The sequence below is a fragment of the Klebsiella aerogenes genome (assembly GCA_029027985.1).
Taxonomy (GTDB): Bacteria; Pseudomonadota; Gammaproteobacteria; order Enterobacterales; family Enterobacteriaceae; genus Klebsiella; species Klebsiella aerogenes_A.
On sequence record CP119076.1, the window covers coordinates 1,461,870 to 1,478,679 of the forward strand.

15 protein-coding genes are annotated in these 16,810 nt (G+C 54.0%); 11 read left to right on the forward strand and 4 right to left on the reverse strand.

Features of this window, described 5'->3' with window-relative positions; translation table 11 throughout:
- Nucleotides 1-6: 6 nt before the first annotated feature.
- From yfcF to yfcD, 3 genes are read left to right on the forward strand one after another with little or no spacing between them, the layout of a single operon-like run.
- Nucleotides 7-651: a glutathione transferase gene (gene yfcF / locus PYR66_07020; GenBank protein WEF29454.1), complete on the forward strand. Its 645-nt coding sequence runs from the start codon at nt 7-9 to the stop codon at nt 649-651.
- Between the two features lie 57 nt (nt 652-708).
- Entirely contained in the window at nt 709-1,260 is a 552-nt protein-coding gene (yfcE, locus tag PYR66_07025; protein WEF29455.1) for a phosphodiesterase, read from the forward strand.
- Between the two features lie 56 nt (nt 1,261-1,316).
- Nucleotides 1,317-1,874, forward strand: coding sequence for an NUDIX hydrolase YfcD (yfcD, locus tag PYR66_07030; protein WEF29456.1), 558 nt, complete (start codon nt 1,317-1,319; stop codon nt 1,872-1,874).
- Between the two features lie 67 nt (nt 1,875-1,941).
- Here the strand turns inward: yfcD and pta are convergent, their stop codons facing one another.
- On the reverse strand, nt 1,942-4,089 hold the full coding sequence (gene pta / locus PYR66_07035) for a phosphate acetyltransferase (GenBank protein ID WEF29457.1): 2,148 nt from the start codon (nt 4,087-4,089) through the stop codon (nt 1,942-1,944).
- 118 nt (nt 4,090-4,207) lie between these two features.
- Nucleotides 4,208-5,410 carry an acetate kinase gene (gene ackA, locus PYR66_07040; GenBank protein WEF29458.1) on the reverse strand — a complete coding sequence of 401 codons (1,203 nt, stop codon included), beginning with the start codon at nt 5,408-5,410 and terminating at the stop codon, nt 4,208-4,210.
- 338 nt (nt 5,411-5,748) lie between these two features.
- On the opposite strand from ackA, the gene yfbV reads away from it, so the two are divergent.
- The 4 genes from yfbV (at nt 5,749) to PYR66_07060 (ending at nt 9,364) form a co-directional block, all read left to right on the forward strand.
- Nucleotides 5,749-6,204, forward strand: a complete 456-nt coding sequence (yfbV, locus tag PYR66_07045; protein WEF29459.1) for a terminus macrodomain insulation protein YfbV — start codon at nt 5,749-5,751, stop codon at nt 6,202-6,204.
- A gap of 85 nt (nt 6,205-6,289) precedes the next feature.
- Nucleotides 6,290-6,784 (forward strand): YfbU family protein, encoded by a 495-nt coding sequence (locus PYR66_07050; protein ID WEF29460.1) that lies wholly within the window; start codon nt 6,290-6,292, stop codon nt 6,782-6,784.
- Nucleotides 6,785-6,795: 11 nt separating this feature from the next.
- A complete protein-coding gene (locus PYR66_07055; GenBank protein WEF29461.1) occupies nt 6,796-7,455 on the forward strand; it encodes a sugar phosphatase in 660 nt (219 codons plus the stop codon).
- 76 nt (nt 7,456-7,531) lie between these two features.
- A complete protein-coding gene (locus PYR66_07060; GenBank protein WEF29462.1) occupies nt 7,532-9,364 on the forward strand; it encodes an SLC13 family permease in 1,833 nt (610 codons plus the stop codon).
- Nucleotides 9,365-9,409: 45 nt separating this feature from the next.
- On the opposite strand, the gene yfbR is transcribed toward PYR66_07060, so the two are convergent.
- Together yfbR and alaA are read right to left on the reverse strand one after the other, a co-directional pair.
- Nucleotides 9,410-10,009, reverse strand: a complete 600-nt coding sequence (gene yfbR / locus PYR66_07065) for a 5'-deoxynucleotidase (GenBank protein WEF29463.1) — start codon at nt 10,007-10,009, stop codon at nt 9,410-9,412.
- An 81-nt stretch (nt 10,010-10,090) separates the two neighbouring features.
- On the reverse strand, nt 10,091-11,308 hold the full coding sequence (gene alaA, locus PYR66_07070) for an alanine transaminase AlaA (GenBank protein ID WEF29464.1): 1,218 nt from the start codon (nt 11,306-11,308) through the stop codon (nt 10,091-10,093).
- Nucleotides 11,309-12,196: 888 nt separating this feature from the next.
- Between alaA and PYR66_07075 the strand changes: the two genes are divergently transcribed.
- The 4 genes from PYR66_07075 (at nt 12,197) to nuoC (ending at nt 16,810) form a co-directional block, all read left to right on the forward strand.
- The gene (locus PYR66_07075) at nt 12,197-13,123 is read left to right on the forward strand and encodes a LysR family transcriptional regulator (GenBank protein WEF29465.1); all 927 of its coding nucleotides are present in this window, start codon (nt 12,197-12,199) and stop codon (nt 13,121-13,123) included.
- 653 nt (nt 13,124-13,776) lie between these two features.
- On the forward strand, nt 13,777-14,223 hold the full coding sequence (nuoA, locus tag PYR66_07080) for an NADH-quinone oxidoreductase subunit NuoA (protein ID WEF29466.1): 447 nt from the start codon (nt 13,777-13,779) through the stop codon (nt 14,221-14,223).
- A gap of 15 nt (nt 14,224-14,238) precedes the next feature.
- On the forward strand, nt 14,239-14,913 hold the full coding sequence (nuoB, locus tag PYR66_07085) for an NADH-quinone oxidoreductase subunit NuoB (GenBank protein WEF29467.1): 675 nt from the start codon (nt 14,239-14,241) through the stop codon (nt 14,911-14,913).
- A gap of 88 nt (nt 14,914-15,001) precedes the next feature.
- Nucleotides 15,002-16,810, forward strand: a complete 1,809-nt coding sequence (nuoC, locus tag PYR66_07090) for an NADH-quinone oxidoreductase subunit C/D (protein WEF29468.1) — start codon at nt 15,002-15,004, stop codon at nt 16,808-16,810.

Genomic DNA, 16,810 nt, shown 5'->3' on the forward strand with positions numbered 1-16,810 from the left:
GATGTCATGAATCAGCCAGTCATTACCCTGTGGTCCGATGCCGATTTTTTCTCGCCTTATGTGATGTCCGTCTACGTGGCGCTGCAGGAAAAAAGCCTGCCGTTCACTCTTAAAACCGTCAATCTCGATAGCGGCGAGCACCTGCAGCCCGGATGGAAGGGCTACTCCGCCACGCGCCGCGTGCCGTTGCTGGAAGTGGATAGTTTCTCGCTGAGTGAATCCTCAGCCATTACTGAATACCTTGATGAACGCTTTGCGCCGCCAGAATGGGAACGTCTGTATCCTCATGATGTGCAAAAACGCGCGCGTGCGCGTCAGGTGCAGGCCTGGTTGCGCAGCGATCTGATGCCAATACGCGAAGAGCGCTCTACTGCCGTGGTGTTTGGCGGTGTGAAAAAGCCTGCTCTTAGCGCAGCAGGGCAAAACAGCGCGGCTAAACTCTTTGCTACCGCTGGCGCGTTGCTGGCGCACGGCGGGCAGAATCTGTTTGGTGAATGGAGCATTGCTGATGCGGATCTCGCACTGATGCTTAACCGTCTGGTACTGAACGGCGATGATGTGCCGGAGGCGTTGGCGGACTATGCGACCTTCCAGTGGCAGAGAGCGTCTGTCCAGCGCTATGCCGCACTGTCAGCCAAACGTAGCGGCTGATAAGCCGCGGCGGTTCCGTTATCATAGACAGACCGTATTGTCTGGTAAGGGGTTGGTATGAAACTGATGTTCGCATCGGATATTCATGGCTCGCTGCCTGCGACTGAACGCGCTCTTGAGCGTTTCGCGCAGAGTGGGGCGCAGTGGTTGGTTATCCTTGGCGATGTGCTCAATCATGGGCCGCGCAACGCGCTGCCTGAAGGGTATGCGCCGGCGAAGGTTGCCGAATGCCTGAACGGTGTCGCGCAGCGGATCATCGCCGTGCGCGGTAACTGCGATAGCGAAGTCGATCAGATGCTGCTGCATTTCCCCATGACTGCTCCCTGGCAGCAGGTGCTTAGCGAGCGCCATCGCTTGTTTCTGACCCACGGTCATCTGTATAGCCCGGATAATTTACCGCCGCTCGCCGCTGGTGATGTACTGGCTTATGGTCATACTCATATTCCGGTTGCCGAAAAACGCGGCGATATTTTCCTTTTCAACCCAGGCTCTGTGAGTATCCCGAAAGGCGGCTTCGCTGCCAGCTACGGCATGCTGGAAGATGATCGACTGCAGGTTTTCGCACTCAATGATAATCAGGTTATTGCAGAGGCCGCGATTTACCCGTAATTTACCCCTCAATCGTAAAGACGCGCCGCGAGAGCGCTTAAAAGTAAGGTTTCCTGATGGCGGAACAGAAGCATTTGGCAAGCACAGAATGGGTCGATATTGTTAATGAAAACAATGAGGTGATAGCACAGTCCAGCCGCGAACAAATGCGCGCGCAGTGCCTGCGCCACCGTGCGACCTACATTGTGGTTCATGATGGGATGGGGAAAATTCTGGTACAGCGCCGTACTGAGACCAAAGATTTCATGCCAGGCATGCTGGATGCGACCGCTGGCGGCGTGGTGCAGGCGGATGAGCAACTGCTGGACTCCGCGCGCCGCGAAGCGGAAGAAGAGCTGGGTATCGCAGGCGTGCCGTTTGCCGATCATGGGCAGTTCTACTACGAAGATAAGCACTGCCGCGTGTGGGGAAGTCTGTTCAGCTGCGTTTCTCACGGCCCATTCGCCCTGCAGGAAGAGGAAGTAAGCGAAGTATGCTGGCTGACGCCGGAAGAAATCACCGCGCGCTGCGATGAGTTCACCTCGGATTCGCTGAAAGCGCTGGCGCTGTGGATGACCCGAAACGCGGGCAATACCGGTCACGATCGCGATGACGCGGAAGAAGACGAAGCGTAATTTGATTTACGCGTCAGAGTCATAAAAAAGGCAGCCAGATGGCTGCCTTTTTTGCCTCAACGGCAGATTAGCTCTGTTGCTGAGAAGACTGGATCGCAGTCAGAGCGATGGTGTAGACGATATCATCTACCAGCGCGCCGCGAGACAGGTCGTTTACCGGCTTACGCATACCCTGCAGCATCGGCCCGATGGAGATCAGGTCAGCAGAACGCTGTACGGCTTTGTAAGTGGTGTTACCGGTGTTCAGATCCGGGAAGATGAACACGGTCGCGCGGCCAGCAACCGGGGAGTTCGGCGCTTTGGACTTCGCAACATCAGCCATCACCGCGGCATCATACTGCAGCGGGCCGTCGATCATCAGGTCAGGACGTTTTTCCTGCGCCAGACGAGTCGCTTCGCGTACTTTTTCTACGTCGCTGCCCGCGCCGGAGGTGCCGGTGGAGTAGGAGAGCATCGCGACGCGAGGCTCGATACCGAAGGCGATTGCGGAATCGGCAGACTGAATCGCGATTTCAGCCAGCTGTTCTGCTGTCGGATCCGGGTTGATCGCGCAGTCGCCGTAAACGTAAACCTGTTCCGGCAGCAGCATGAAGAACACGGAAGAAACCAGTGAGCTGCCTGGAGCCGTTTTGATCAGCTGCAGCGGCGGACGGATGGTGTTGGCGGTGGTGTGAACCGCACCGGATACCAGGCCGTCGACTTCGTCTTGTTCCAACATCAGAGTGCCGAGAACCACGTTGTCTTCCAACTGCTCGCGCGCAACCGCTTCGGTCATGCCTTTGCTCTTACGCAGTTCGACCAGGCGAGCCACGTAGCTTTCGCGAACCACTTCCGGATCGACGATTTCAATACCCGTGCCCAGTTCTACGCCCTGAGAGGCGGCTACACGGTTGATTTCTTCCGGGTTGCCTAACAGTACGCAGGTCGCGATACCGCGTTCAGCGCAGATAGCCGCGGCTTTAACAGTACGCGGCTCGTCGCCTTCCGGCAGAACAACGCGTTTGCCTGCTTTACGCGCCAGCTCGGTCAGCTGGTAACGGAAGGCTGGCGGAGACAGACGACGGCTGCGTTCGGAGGTCGCGGTCAGCGATTCGATCCAGTCGGCGTTGATGTAGTTGGCAACGTATTCCTGAACTTTCTCGATGCGCTCGTGATCGTCAACCGGGACTTCCAGGTTGAAGCTCTGCAGGCTCAGGGAGGTCTGCCAGGTGTTGGTGTTGACCATGAATACCGGCAGGCCGGTTGCGAAGGCGCGTTCACACAGCTTGTTGATGCGTGCATCCATTTCATAGCCGCCGGTCAGCAGAATAGCGCCGATTTCTACGCCGTTCATGGCTGCCAGGCAGGCAGCGACTAGCACGTCAGGGCGGTCTGCGGAGGTGACCAGCAGAGAACCCGGACGGAAGTGCTCCAGCATGTGCGGGATGCTGCGCGCGCAGAAAGTGACGGACTTCACGCGGCGCGTATTGATATCGCCTTCGTTGATCACGGTCGCATTCAGGTGATGCGCCATATCGATCGCGCGAGTGGCGATCAGGTCGAAGCTCCATGGCACTGCGCCCAGCACCGGCAGCGGGCTGCCGTTCTGCAACTGAGCAGGATCGATTTTCACGACTTTCGCTTTAGAAGAGTCGTCGAAGATTTCGGACAGGTCAGGGCGGGTACGGCCTTGCTCATCAACCGGAGCGTTCAGCTTGTTGACGATAACGCCGGTGATGCTGGTGTTTTTCGCGCCGCCGAAGCTGTTGCGAGTCAGTTCGATACGCTCTTTTAGCTGTTCCGGGGTATCGGTACCCTGAGACATCACGAAGACGATTTCCGCATTCAGCGTTTTAGCGATTTCGTAGTTCAGAGACTGGGCGAACTGATGTTTACGCGTCGGAACCAGGCCTTCAACCAGCACCACTTCAGCATCCTGAGTGTTGGCGTGGTAGTTAGCGATGATCTCTTCCATCAGCACGTCTTTCTGGTTGCTGGACAGCAGAGATTCAACGTGGCTCATGTTCATCGGTTCAGCGGCAGTCGTCGTTGAGGAGCTGGCGCGAACGATAGTGGTAGTCTGGTCTGGCGCATCGCCGCCGGAGCGTGGCTGAGAGATAGGTTTAAAGACGCTCAGACGAACGCCTTTACGTTCCATAGCGCGGATAACACCGAGGCTGACGCTGGTCAGGCCTACGCTGGTTCCGGTAGGGATCAGCATAATAGTACGGGACACGATATATCCTCTTTCGTTACCGCCAGTTTCAGGCGGGATACAAAACAGCACCGCCAGCTACCCGTCATACTTCAAGTTGTAACTCAAATTATTCCGGGTTATGGCTGGCGGTGTGGAATTAAGCGGTCAGACGGCTCGCGTCTTGCGCGATGACCAGTTCTTCGTTGGTCGGGATAACCACGGCAGGACGGGTGCCTTCTTTGTTGATGAAACCAGACTTGCCGAAACGGGCAGCCAGGTTACGCTCGTGATCCACTTCGAAGCCCAACACGCCCAGTTTACCCAGGGACAGTTCACGAACCATCGCGGCGTTTTCGCCGATACCACCGGTGAAGATAACGGCGTCCAGACGACCGTCCATCAGCGCGGTGTAGGAACCGATATATTTCGCCAGACGGTGGCAGTAAACGTCCATTGCGCGTTTCGCGTCAGCTTTGTCCGAGTAGTTGTCTTCAACGTAGCGGCAGTCGCTGGTGACTTCGGTCAGGCCCAGCAGGCCAGACTCTTTGGTCAGCATTTTGTTGATAGCATCAACGCTCATGCCCAGGGAGTCGTGCAGATGGAAGATGATAGCCGGATCGATATCGCCAGAGCGGGTACCCATCACCAGGCCTTCCAGCGGGGTCAGGCCCATGGAGGTATCAACGCATTTGCCGTTACGGATAGCAGAAACGGAACCACCGTTGCCCAGGTGGCAGGTGATGATGTTCAGTTCTTCAACCGGTTTGTTCAGTACTTTGGCCGCTTCCTGAGTGACGTAGTAGTGGCTGGTGCCGTGCGCGCCGTAGCGACGTACGCCGTGCTCTTTGTACAGGCTGTACGGCAGGGCATACAGGTAGGATTCTTCCGGCATGGTCTGATGGAACGCGGTGTCGAACACGGCAACGTTTTTGTCTTTCAGATGCGGGAAGGATTTCAGCGCTTCAGCGATACCGATCAGGTGTGCCGGGTTGTGCAGCGGTGCGAAGGACGCGGAATCTTTGATGCCCTGAATCACGGAATCGTCGATGACAACGGAACTGGTGTATTTTTCACCGCCGTGAACGATACGGTGGCCAATTGCGGTCAGCTGTGCTGACAGTTCTGGTTTTTGTGCCAGAATAGTGTTAACGATAAAGTTCAGCGCTTCACTGTGAGCGGCACCTGCGCCTAACTCAGCTTCGTGTTTGCCGCCGTCCATTTTCCATTTGATACGTGCTTCAGGAAGATGGAAACATTCGGCTAAACCGGACAGATATTCGTCACCGTTAATGGCATCCAGGATAGCAAATTTCAGAGAAGAGCTACCGCAGTTCAGAACCAGTACTAACTTACTCGACATGGAAGTACCTTTTATGATACGTGGCTAAAAAAACATCAGTGTGTCACAAAGCGTAGCGCAGGATGACATCGATATTTATGATTAACATCATGCCTTGTTCTGTTTTCTGGCACGATGAGGGAAGTACATATGATTTTATGTCATTTTGCATAATTTTCCGCCAGCAGCAGAATATGCGATAATTTGACTAACCTGGTAAAAGGGTCTAACCGCCCTTTCAGGTGGGCACAGGATACCTGATTGCCGCATTCATTGCCAAAATCTTTTGAACGTTGTCATGCGCAGTTGGTGTTTTGCACGAAAATTTTAAGTTTTATATGTAAAGTTGAGGTATAGCCATGTCGACCCCTGAGAATCGCCCCGTTAGCTTCTTTAGCTTGTTTCGCCGCGGGCAGCACTATGCGAAGACCTGGCCTCTGGATAAACGTCTGGCGCCGGTGTTTATCGAAAACCGCATTATTCGCGCTACCCGCTACGCGATTCGTATCATGCCGCCAGTGGCTATCTTCACCTTGTGCTGGCAGATTGCCCTTGGCGGTCAACTGGGTCCAGCCGTTGCGACCGCGCTGTTTGCCCTGAGTCTGCCTATGCAGGGGCTATGGTGGTTGGGCAAACGTTCTGTTACTCCGCTGCCGCCCTCGGTACTGAACTGGTTTTATGAAGTGCGCGGTAAATTACAAGAGGCGGGGCAAGCGTTAGCGCCGGTCGACGGCAAGCCGGATTACCAGGCTTTAGCTGACACGCTTAAGCGCGCCTTCAAACAACTGGATAAAACTTTCCTTGATGATTTGTAATTTCATACGGAAAACGCATATAAAAGAAGGCGCATGATTTATGCGCCTTCTTTATTTCACGCCGTAAGTGCTACAGGAGTCAAAAATGGAAATGACCAATGCGCAGCGTCTGATTTTGTCCAATCAGTACAAGATGATGACTATGCTCGACCCGGACAACGCCGAACGTTACCGCCGTCTACAAACCATCATCGAGCGTGGATATGGGTTACAAATGCGCGAACTGGATCGCGAATTCGGCCAGTTGACGGAAGAAACCTGCCGAACCGTTATCGATATCATGGAGATGTATCACGCGCTGCACGTCTCGTGGACCAACCTGAAAGACACGGCCGGTATTGATGAACGTCGGGTGACGTTCCTCGGCTTCGATGTGGCGACGGAAGCTCGCTACCTCGGCTATGTGCGCTTTATGGTCAATGTGGAAGGGCGTTACAGCCACTTCGACGCCGGTACCCATGGCTTTAACTCACAGACGCCGATGTGGGAAAAATATCAGCGGATGCTTGCCGCCTGGCACTCCTGCCCACGTCAGTATCACTTAAGCAATAACGAAATTAACCAAATTATCAATGCCTGATGGAGGTGCCCGTGCAGTGTAAAGGTTTCCTGTTCGATCTAGACGGGACGCTGGTGGATTCTTTGCCGGTGGTGGAACGCTCATGGTGCAAGTGGGGCGATCGTTTCGCCATTCCACACGATGAAATTCTCGGTTTTATTCACGGCAAGCAGGCCATTACCTCTATTCGCCATTTTATGCCGGGGCGCAGCGAGGAGGATATTCAGGCCGAGTTCCGCTTTCTTGAGCAGATTGAAGCCACTGATATCGAAGGTATTGTCGCACTGCCGGGCGCGTTAGTCTTGCTGAATACACTTAATGAAGCCGGGATCCCTTGGGCTATCGTGACTTCCGGTTCGGTTCCCGTCGCTCACGCGCGCCACCGCGCGGCGGGCTTGCCGATGCCGGAAGTGTTCGTGACCGCCGAGCAGGTTAAGCATGGCAAACCGGCGCCGGATGCGTACCTGCTGGGCGCTGAACTTCTGGGATTACCGGCGAACCAATGCGCGGTAGTCGAAGATGCACCTGCGGGGCTGCTTTCCGGGCTGGCCGCCGGCTGCCGAACGATTGCCGTTAACGTTCCTGCTGATGCGCCGCGCCTCGATGAAGCGGACTTGATCCTGGCGACTCTGGAAAACCTGGTCGTTGAGCGACGGGCAGAGGGGCTGGTTAAGGTAAGCCTTAAAGCATGATCTCATGACTTAGCCCCGCGTTGTCGGGGCTTTTTTGTGCCACAATTTCGTCTCCCTCGTCAGACAAGGATAAGTTGTGAACGGTGAATTGATTTGGGTGTTATCGCTACTGGCGATTGCCGTGGTGTTGTTTGCTACCGGTAAAGTGCGCATGGATGCCATCGCGCTGATGGTGATTGTCGCGTTTGTGCTCAGCGATACGCTCACCCTCAGTGAGGCCTTCTCCGGTTTTAGCGATCCTAACGTGATCCTGATCGCTGCGTTGTTTATTATCGGCGACGGTCTGGTGCGTACAGGCGTCGCGACCAAAATGGGCTCCTGGCTGGTCAAGGCGGCGGGTAATAGCGAAACTAAAATGCTGGTGTACCTGATGCTCACCGTCGCCGGGTTGGGGGCGTTTATGAGTTCAACCGGCGTAGTGGCGATTTTTATCCCGGTGGTCCTGAGCGTCTCGCTACGCATGAATACCTCGCCGTCGCGTCTGATGATGCCGTTGAGTTTCGCCGGGCTGATTAGCGGCATGATGACGCTGGTGGCGACGCCGCCAAACCTGGTGGTCAACAGTGAACTGCTGCGCGAAGGGCTGCACGGATTTAGCTTTTTCAGCGTGACCCCAATTGGTCTGGTGGTGTTGGTATTAGGTATCGTCTATATGCTGGCGATGCGTTTTATGCTCAAGGGCGAAGATGACAATGCCGCTCGCGATGGGCGTAAGAAAAGCACTTTTCGCGATTTAATCAAAGAATATCAACTTACCGGTAGGGCACGCCGCCTGGCGATCCGTCCGGGCTCGCCGATGATCGGCCAGCGCCTTGATGACTTAAAACTGCGTGAGCGGTACTGCGCCAACGTGATCGGTGTTGAGCGCTGGCGGCGTTTTCGCCGAGTGATCGTTAACGTCAATGGGGTTTCTGAGTTCCGCGCCCGAGACGTGCTGCTGATTGATATGTCGGCCTCCGACGTCGATTTACGCCAGTTTTGCGGTGAACAGATGCTCGAGCCGATGGTGCTGCGCGGCGAATACTTTTCCGATCAGGCGCTGGACGTCGGCATGGCCGAGGTATCGTTAATCCCCGATTCCGAGCTGATTGGCAAGACGGTGCGCGAGATGGCCTTTCGTACCCGCTTTGGCCTGAATATCGTCGGCCTGAAGCGCGATGGCAAAGCGCTTGATGGCGCAGTGGTCGATGAACAGCTGCAGTTAGGCGATATCATGCTGGTGGTTGGCAACTGGCGGCAGATCGCCATGCTGGCGAAGCGCGGTCGCGATTTTGTGGTGCTGAATATGCCGGTTGAGGTTAACGACGCTTCGCCCGCCCACAGCCAGGCGCCACACGCGATATTCTGTCTGGTATTGATGGTGGCGCTGATGCTTACCGATGAAATCCCTAACCCGATCGCCGCGATTATCGCCTGTCTGTTGATGGGCAAATTCCGCTGTATTAACGCCGAAAGCGCCTACAAGGCAATACACTGGCCGAGCATTATTTTGATTGTCGGTATGATGCCGTTCGCTCTGGCGCTGCAGAAAACCGGCGGCGTAGACCTGGTGGTACAAGGGTTGATGGACGTGGCGGGGAGCAGAGGGCCGTACCTGATGCTGGGCTGTCTGTTCGTGATGTGTGCGGCAATTGGTTTGTTTATCTCAAATACCGCGACGGCGGTGTTGATGGCGCCGATCGCCCTGGCGGCGGCCAAATCGATGGGCGTGTCGCCTTATCCGTTTGCGATGGTGGTGGCGATGGCAGCCTCGGCGGCATTCATGACCCCGGTCTCTTCGCCAGTCAATACGCTGGTGCTTGGGCCGGGCAAGTACTCATTCAGCGACTTTGTCAAAATCGGCGTCCCCTTTACCGTATTGGTCATGGTGGTCTGTGTACTGCTGATCCCAGTGCTATTCCCGTTTTAACGTAATGCAGGCCGGGTAAGGTAGAGTCACCGCCCGGCCTGACGCTTATAGCGGCGAATCCTGGCTAATTTCATCCAGCGACAGTTGGAAGCTCGGGACGAATACCTGCATGAAATAGTCCATCTCGGCGCTGCGGCGTGACTCCAGCGTCTTTTCCAGCCGTCCTTTCGCCAGCCGGAATTCATTGTTACCGGCGGAGAGTTCTTCCAGACATTTCAAATAGGCGCAAAGGGCATCGGCTTGCTTCACAATCGATCGTTCTTCTTCGCTGTAATGATGCTCATCGATCAGCGGCGCGAAGATATCGCGCAGCTCAGCGGGAACCATATCTACCAGCTTTTGCTGGGCGATTTTCTCAATCGCCTTATATTCCTGGGCAATCTGCGAATTGAAGTATTTCACCGGAGTCGGCAGATCGCCGGTTAATACCTCGGAGGCATCGTGATACATCGCCAGTAGGGCGATGCGTTCGGCGTTGACCTTGCCGCCAAACTTGCGGTTCTTAATCGCCGCCAGCGCGTGGGCGACCATTGCCACCTGTAAGCTGTGCTCGGAGACGTTTTCGGTGCGCACGTTGCGCATCAATGGCCAGCGGTTAATCAGTTTCAGGCGGGAGAGGTGGGCAAAGAAATGACTCTGACTCATAGGAACCCTTAAGCAGTGACAACATCGGGTTCCATTGTGCGCAGGGATCGCCGCCGGATGCAAATACCGGCGGCGGCGCGATTAAAGCTGACGATAGCCGGAGAGGAAGCGGCCGAAGCGGGAAATTGCCATCTCCAGATCATCTTCACGCGGCAGGGTGACGATACGTACGTGATCCGGCCATGGCCAGTTGAACGCAGTACCCTGAACCAGCAGCACTTTCTCCTGCAGTAGGAAATCGAGCACCATTTTCTGGTCGTCGTGAATATTAAAGCGTTTAGCGTCGATTTTCGGGAACATATACAGCGCGCCTTTCGGCTTCATGCAGGAAACGCCCGGGATTTCGTTGATTAACTCCCAGGCGCGGTTGCGTTGCTCGTACAAACGCCCGCCGGGAACGATAAATTCGCTAATGCTCTGGTAGCCGCCAAGGGCCGTCTGGATAGCATGCTGCGCTGGAACGTTGGCGCACAGGCGCATCGAAGCTAGCATTTCCAGTCCTTCGATATAGCCCTTAGCGTGCTTTTTCGGCCCGTTCAACACCATCCAGCCCTGGCGGAAACCGGCGACGCGGTAGGTCTTCGACAGGCCGTTAAAGGTCACCGTCAACATATCCGGCGCCAGTGCGGCAATGGAGTGGTGCTCGGCGTCGTCGTAGAGGATCTTGTCGTAGATCTCGTCGGCGAAAATAATCAGGTTGTGCTGGCGGGCGATCTCAACGATCTCCTGCAGCAGTTCTTTGGAATAGACCGCACCCGTCGGGTTGTTCGGGTTAATGATGACGATCCCACGGGTTCGTGGGGTAATTTTAGCGCGAATATCGTCGAGATCCGGGAACCAGTCGGAGGATTCATCGCACAGATAGTGTACCGCTTTCCCGCTGGAAAGAGAGACCGCAGCGGTCCACAGCGGATAATCCGGCGCCGGTACCAGCATTTCGTCGCCGCTGTTGAGCAGTGCCTGCATGGCCTGGACGATCAGTTCGGATACGCCGTTACCGATATAAATGTCTTCCACGGTAACATCGCGCATCCCGCGTGCCTGGTAGTGCTGCATAATCGCTTTACGCGCGGAATAGAGACCTTTTGAGTCGCAGTAGCCCTGAGCGGTTGGCAGATTGCGGATAACGTCGACGAGGATTTCGTCAGGCGCATCAAAGCCGAACGGCGCCGGGTTGCCGATATTCAGCTTCAGGACTTTATTACCTTCTTCTTCAAGGCGTTTCGCCTCTTTCAGAACCGGACCGCGGATGTCGTAACAGACGTTTTCTAACTTGCTGGATTTTTCGATGGGGGACATGAACCTTTGACCTTTTAGCTGTTATCGCCACTCCCTGCCGTGGAAGTCAGCATGGAACAATGTACTCCGCATCCCCGCTGTTTTGAAGGGTTAACAGAAGAAGATTTTGCCAATACCATTTTTTTAGAGTAATCAATTTGGCTGTGGAATGACGTTATTATTTATATAATATGCCTGATATTGGTTTTCATTTGGTCTTATGTTGCGTGTACTGCGTCATTGTATGGACGTTTATCTGGTTTGTTGCTGAAGGAAAAAGCGTTGTGCTTGTTTTTTAACCTGCAAAAGACACTATGCTAGTGGAAAGAAGCAGGCAGGACTAACTGTAGCAACTATGTTAATTATTTTTAATAAAATCTGCCAATTAATGAATTAGGTATATTCTATTGCAAGGAATATTCCTGGTTTTGTTAATTTAATTAAAGTGCTGCAAAATTGTTTAAAATTACCTTAGATAATACTGATTAGCGCTTATAAATATTGTGGTTTTCGGTTAGGATAAGTAGGTTAATATCGACGTGTAAACCTCTGTTTAACGGCGTGATTTTTATTAATATATTGTTATTGCAGGCTTTTTTGTTTGTCTTTCAGCAAGCAATGGTACGCGTGTCGGGCTTCCGGGCGTAAGTATTATTGTTATTGCAGACTTTGTTTGAGATTCATCACATAACGTAAGTCGCAGTAATTAAAAATGCGTAGAACTACGAACAAAATATTACTCAAATTTTTCGCTCATTTGACGCGAACGAGTGCTTTCACATGCAATGACGTTCCTCCAGTTGCCATCTGTGGCATTTGCCCGGACGGCACTAGGCTCATGGAATAGCCGGAAACCTGGATACAGCATCAACAAGGCAGGTCAGCATCAGCGCCTGTAAGTGAAGAAATATGATAAATGCAAATCGTCCGATACTAAATCTCGATCTCGATCTGCTGCGAACCTTCGTCGCCGTCGCTGATCTGAGTACCTTTGCCGCCGCTGCTGCCGCGGTGTGTCGCACACAGTCGGCCGTCAGCCAGCAGATGCAGCGTCTGGAACAACTGGTTGGCAAAGAGCTTTTTGCCCGTCATGGGCGCAATAAATTACTGACCGAGCAGGGGATCCAACTGCTCAGCTATGCGCGGAAAATTCTGCGCTTTAATGATGAAGCCTGTATGTCGCTGATGTTTGGCAGCCTGCAGGGGACGCTGACGATTGGCGCTGCGGATGAAACGGCTGATACCATTCTGCCGTATCTGCTCAACCGCATCGGCAGCTTTTATCCTAAGCTGACGTTGGAAATTAAGGTCCTGAATTACATCGATATCGTTGAGAAGTTGAGCAACGGCGAGATCGATCTGGCGTTAACCACGCATCAGACAGGTGAATTTGACGTGCTGACGCTGCGTACCTCTCCGACGCTGTGGTACTGCGCGGCAGATTACGTGCTGGCGCAGGGGGAATCCATCCCGCTGGTGTTGCTGGAAGCGTCCGGGCCGTTCCGCGAAGATATTATTTCAGCGCTGAATACCGCTCAAGTTCCGTGGCATTTAGCCCATGCAGCGAGCTCGCTAGCCGGGGTGAAGGCTGCGGTGAAAGCCGGGCTTGGCGTCACCGCGCGTCCGGTGGAAATGATGAGTCCGGAACTACGCGTGCCGGGCAAGAGCGATGGTCTGCCGGGGTTACCAGACACCCATTATGTATTGAGCTGCAACCCGCGGCGTGAAAATGAACTGGCGCAGGCGATTTTCCAGTCGCTGAGTCAGGACCATAACCCGTGGAACACGGAATCGCTATTTACCCCTGAAGGGGGAGACAATTCCCTCATCTCATAAGGGCAAATTATCCTATCCCGGTCACAAAAAACCGGTAACAAAATGTAAGTGTAAAAAAGAGCCGCCGATCGCCAAAATGAGGTCAGTGGCTCTTTTTCTTTATATTTTACAAAGATTTTAAGCAGTTTTATAATTTATCTTTTATTTAATCAATGGGTTAGTTCGAAACCCCGCATTGACTCTCTGTTTTTGCCTGCAGTTTCAATAGTTCCTGCTAATGTTAAAAAACCGGATAGATTGTTGCCGTTTTCTGGATGTAATTAACAAAAGCGTGTCACAGATCAAGAAAATACCCCTACTTGGGGGGAGGAATCGCGGCCAAATCCTGTCAAAATAGAATGGCGAAACTGATTTACTGCTAAAACGGACACGATTCAACAACACTAAATCCAAATGATATGCAAGGTTATTACGCGATAAAGGGCATTTAATGTTAATGAAAAGATTCTAGTGTAAATTAATGTAGTTAAAACTTTTGTTAAAGTTGACAAAAGGTTAAAGAAAGGGGTAAAAAGCCACGGCATTTGGGCTTCCTCATCAACCAGGGACGCTTTTTTTGCAAGGTTATTTTTTTATTCCTCCCGTGAAACGCTGTGGCGTTCATCTGCCATCAAGAGCAGAGAGTTTTGGCGCTACACTTTTTTGGTTAAGCAATGCGTATGTCAACATCCACTGAAGTCATCGCTCATCATTGGGCATTCGCTATATTTCTCATTATCGCTATCGGTCTGTGCTGCCTGATGCTCGTCGGCGGCTGGTACCTCGGCGGTCGCGCGCGCGCGCGTAGCAAAAACACGCCGTTTGAATCGGGGATCGACTCCGTTGGTTCGGCCCGCTTACGTCTTTCTGCGAAGTTTTATCTGGTCGCCATGTTTTTCGTTATCTTTGACGTGGAAGCCCTGTATCTCTACGCATGGTCAACATCAATCCGCGAAAGCGGGTGGGTTGGCTTTGTGGAAGCCGCAATTTTCATTTTAGTGCTACTGGCTGGTCTGGTTTACCTCGTTCGTATCGGCGCACTGGACTGGACGCCTGCGCGCTCCCGTCGCACGCTGGTTAACTCGGAAACAGACAGTCCCACTAACCGTCATATGCAGTAAAAGCGAGGCAATAAGATGGATTATACGCTCACCCGCATAGATCCTAACGGTGAGAACGACCGTTACCCCCTGCAAAAACAGGAGATCGTAACTGACCCCCTGGAGCAAGAAGTCAATAAAAGCGTGTATATGGGGAAACTCGAACACGCGCTGCATGACATGGTGAACTGGGGCCGTAAGAACTCGATTTGGCCTTACAACTTCGGCCTGTCTTGCTGCTATGTAGAAATGGTGACGTCATTCACTGCGGTGCATGACGTTGCGCGTTTTGGCGCAGAAGTACTGCGTGCCTCCCCGCGTCAGGCGGACCTGATGGTGGTTGCCGGTACCTGCTTTACCAAAATGGCCCCGGTCATTCAGCGTCTGTACGATCAGATGCTGGAGCCGAAGTGGGTTATCTCTATGGGCGCATGCGCCAACTCCGGTGGGATGTACGATATCTATTCCGTCGTCCAGGGCGTGGACAAGTTTATTCCGGTTGATGTTTACATCCCGGGCTGTCCGCCGCGTCCGGAAGCTTATATGCAGGCGCTGATGCTGCTGCAGGAATCCATTGGTAAAGAGCGCCGCCCTCTCTCGTGGGTGGTTGGCGATCAGGGCGTCTATCGCGCCAACATGCAGTCCGAGCGCGAGCGTAAACGCGGCGAACGAATTGCGGTGACCAATCTGCGGACTCCGGACGAGATTTAACTTGCGCCTGCGGGCGGGAACCAGACTTCGCACATCAATCTACAAAAGCAGCGAAGCCCCGCCCGGCAGTCACCACGGACCTTTTGCAATGGTGAACAATATGACTGATTTAACCGCGCATGACGCCGCACCAGCTTGGCAAACCCGCGATCACCTTGATGACCCGGTGATCGGCGAACTGCGCAACCGTTTTGGGCCGGATGCCTTTACCATTCAGCCAACCCGCACCGGTGTTCCGGTGGTTTGGGTCAAGCGCGAACAGCTGCTTGAGGTCGGTGATTTCCTGAAGAGATTGCCGAAACCTTACGTCATGCTGTTTGACCTGCACGGCATGGACGAACGTTTACGTACACACCGCGATGGCTTGCCAGCCGCGGATTTTTCCGTTTTCTACCATCTGATCTCAGTAGACCGCAACCGCGACATCATGCTCAAGGTGGCGTTGTCTGAAAACGATTTGCATCTGCCGACCTTCACCAAACTGTTCCCGAACGCCAACTGGTATGAGCGTGAAACCTGGGAAATGTTTGGCGTAACCTTCGATGGTCACCCGAATCTGCGTCGTATCATGATGCCGCCGACCTGGGAAGGTCACCCGCTGCGTAAAGACTATCCGGCGCGCGCCACCGAATTCGATCCGTTTGAGTTAACTAAAGCCAAACAGGATCTGGAAATGGAAGCGCTGACCTTCAAACCGGAAGAGTGGGGCATGAAGCGCGGTACCGAAAACGAGGATTTCATGTTCCTCAACCTCGGCCCGAACCACCCGTCGGCACACGGCGCATTCCGCATTATTCTGCAGCTGGACGGCGAAGAGATCGTCGACTGTGTGCCGGATATCGGCTATCACCACCGCGGCGCCGAGAAAATGGGCGAACGCCAGTCCTGGCACAGCTATATCCCGTATACCGACCGTATTGAATATCTCGGCGGCTGCGTCAACGAGATGCCGTACGTGCTGGCCGTGGAAAAACTGGCCGGGATCACCGTGCCGGATCGCGTGAACGTGATCCGCGTGATGCTGTCCGAACTGTTCCGCATCAACAGCCACCTGTTGTATATCTCGACCTTTATTCAGGACGTCGGCGCGATGACCCCGGTCTTCTTCGCCTTTACCGACCGTCAGAAAATCTACGATCTGGTTGAAGCGATCACCGGTTTCCGTATGCACCCGGCGTGGTTCCGCATCGGTGGCGTCGCCCACGACCTGCCGCGCGGCTGGGATCGCCTGTTGCGTGAATTCCTTGAGTGGATGCCGAAGCGTCTGGATTCCTACGAGAAAGCCGCGCTGCGCAACACCATTCTGATTGGCCGTTCAAAAGGCGTTGCCGCCTATACCGCAAAAGAAGCGCTGGAGTGGGGTACCACCGGTGCTGGCCTGCGCGCAACCGGTATCGGCTTCGACGTACGTAAATGGCGTCCATACTCTGGCTACGAAAACTTCGACTTCGAAATCCCGACCGGCGGCGGCGTTTCTGACTGCTACACCCGCGTGATGCTGAAAGTGGAAGAGCTGCGCCAGAGCCTGCGCATTCTCCAGCAGTGCCTCGACAACATGCCGGAAGGCCCGTTCAAAGCGGATCACCCACTGACGACGCCACCGCCGAAAGAGCGCACGCTGCAGCACATCGAGACCCTGATTACGCACTTCCTGCAGGTTTCCTGGGGCCCGGTCATGCCGGCCAACGAATCCTTCCAGATGGTTGAAGCGACGAAGGGGATTAACAGTTACTACCTGACCAGCGACGGCAGCACCATGAGCTATCGTACCCGTATCCGCACCCCGAGCTATGCGCACTTGCAGCAGATCCCGGCGGCGATTCGCGGCAGCCTGGTATCCGATCTTATCGTTTATCTGGGTAGTATCGATTTTGTTATGTCAGACGTGGACCGCTAA

Bases quoted from the DNA above. Each gene is read 5' to 3' on its own strand.
- nuoC (WEF29468.1), top strand. From the start codon at position 15,002: ATGGTGAACAATATGACTGATTTAACCGCGCATGACGCCGCACCAGCT.
- alaA (WEF29464.1), bottom strand. From the start codon at position 11,308: ATGTCCCCCATCGAAAAATCCAGCAAGTTAGAAAACGTCTGTTACGAC.
- yfbV (WEF29459.1), top strand. From the start codon at position 5,749: ATGTCGACCCCTGAGAATCGCCCCGTTAGCTTCTTTAGCTTGTTTCGC.
- nuoA (WEF29466.1), top strand. From the start codon at position 13,777: ATGCGTATGTCAACATCCACTGAAGTCATCGCTCATCATTGGGCATTC.
- yfcF (WEF29454.1), top strand. From the start codon at position 7: ATGAATCAGCCAGTCATTACCCTGTGGTCCGATGCCGATTTTTTCTCG.
- nuoB (WEF29467.1), top strand. From the start codon at position 14,239: ATGGATTATACGCTCACCCGCATAGATCCTAACGGTGAGAACGACCGT.
- yfbR (WEF29463.1), bottom strand. From the start codon at position 10,009: ATGAGTCAGAGTCATTTCTTTGCCCACCTCTCCCGCCTGAAACTGATT.
- ackA (WEF29458.1), bottom strand. From the start codon at position 5,410: ATGTCGAGTAAGTTAGTACTGGTTCTGAACTGCGGTAGCTCTTCTCTG.
- yfcD (WEF29456.1), top strand. From the start codon at position 1,317: ATGGCGGAACAGAAGCATTTGGCAAGCACAGAATGGGTCGATATTGTT.
- yfcE (WEF29455.1), top strand. From the start codon at position 709: ATGAAACTGATGTTCGCATCGGATATTCATGGCTCGCTGCCTGCGACT.
- PYR66_07075 (WEF29465.1), top strand. From the start codon at position 12,197: ATGATAAATGCAAATCGTCCGATACTAAATCTCGATCTCGATCTGCTG.
- PYR66_07050 (WEF29460.1), top strand. From the start codon at position 6,290: ATGGAAATGACCAATGCGCAGCGTCTGATTTTGTCCAATCAGTACAAG.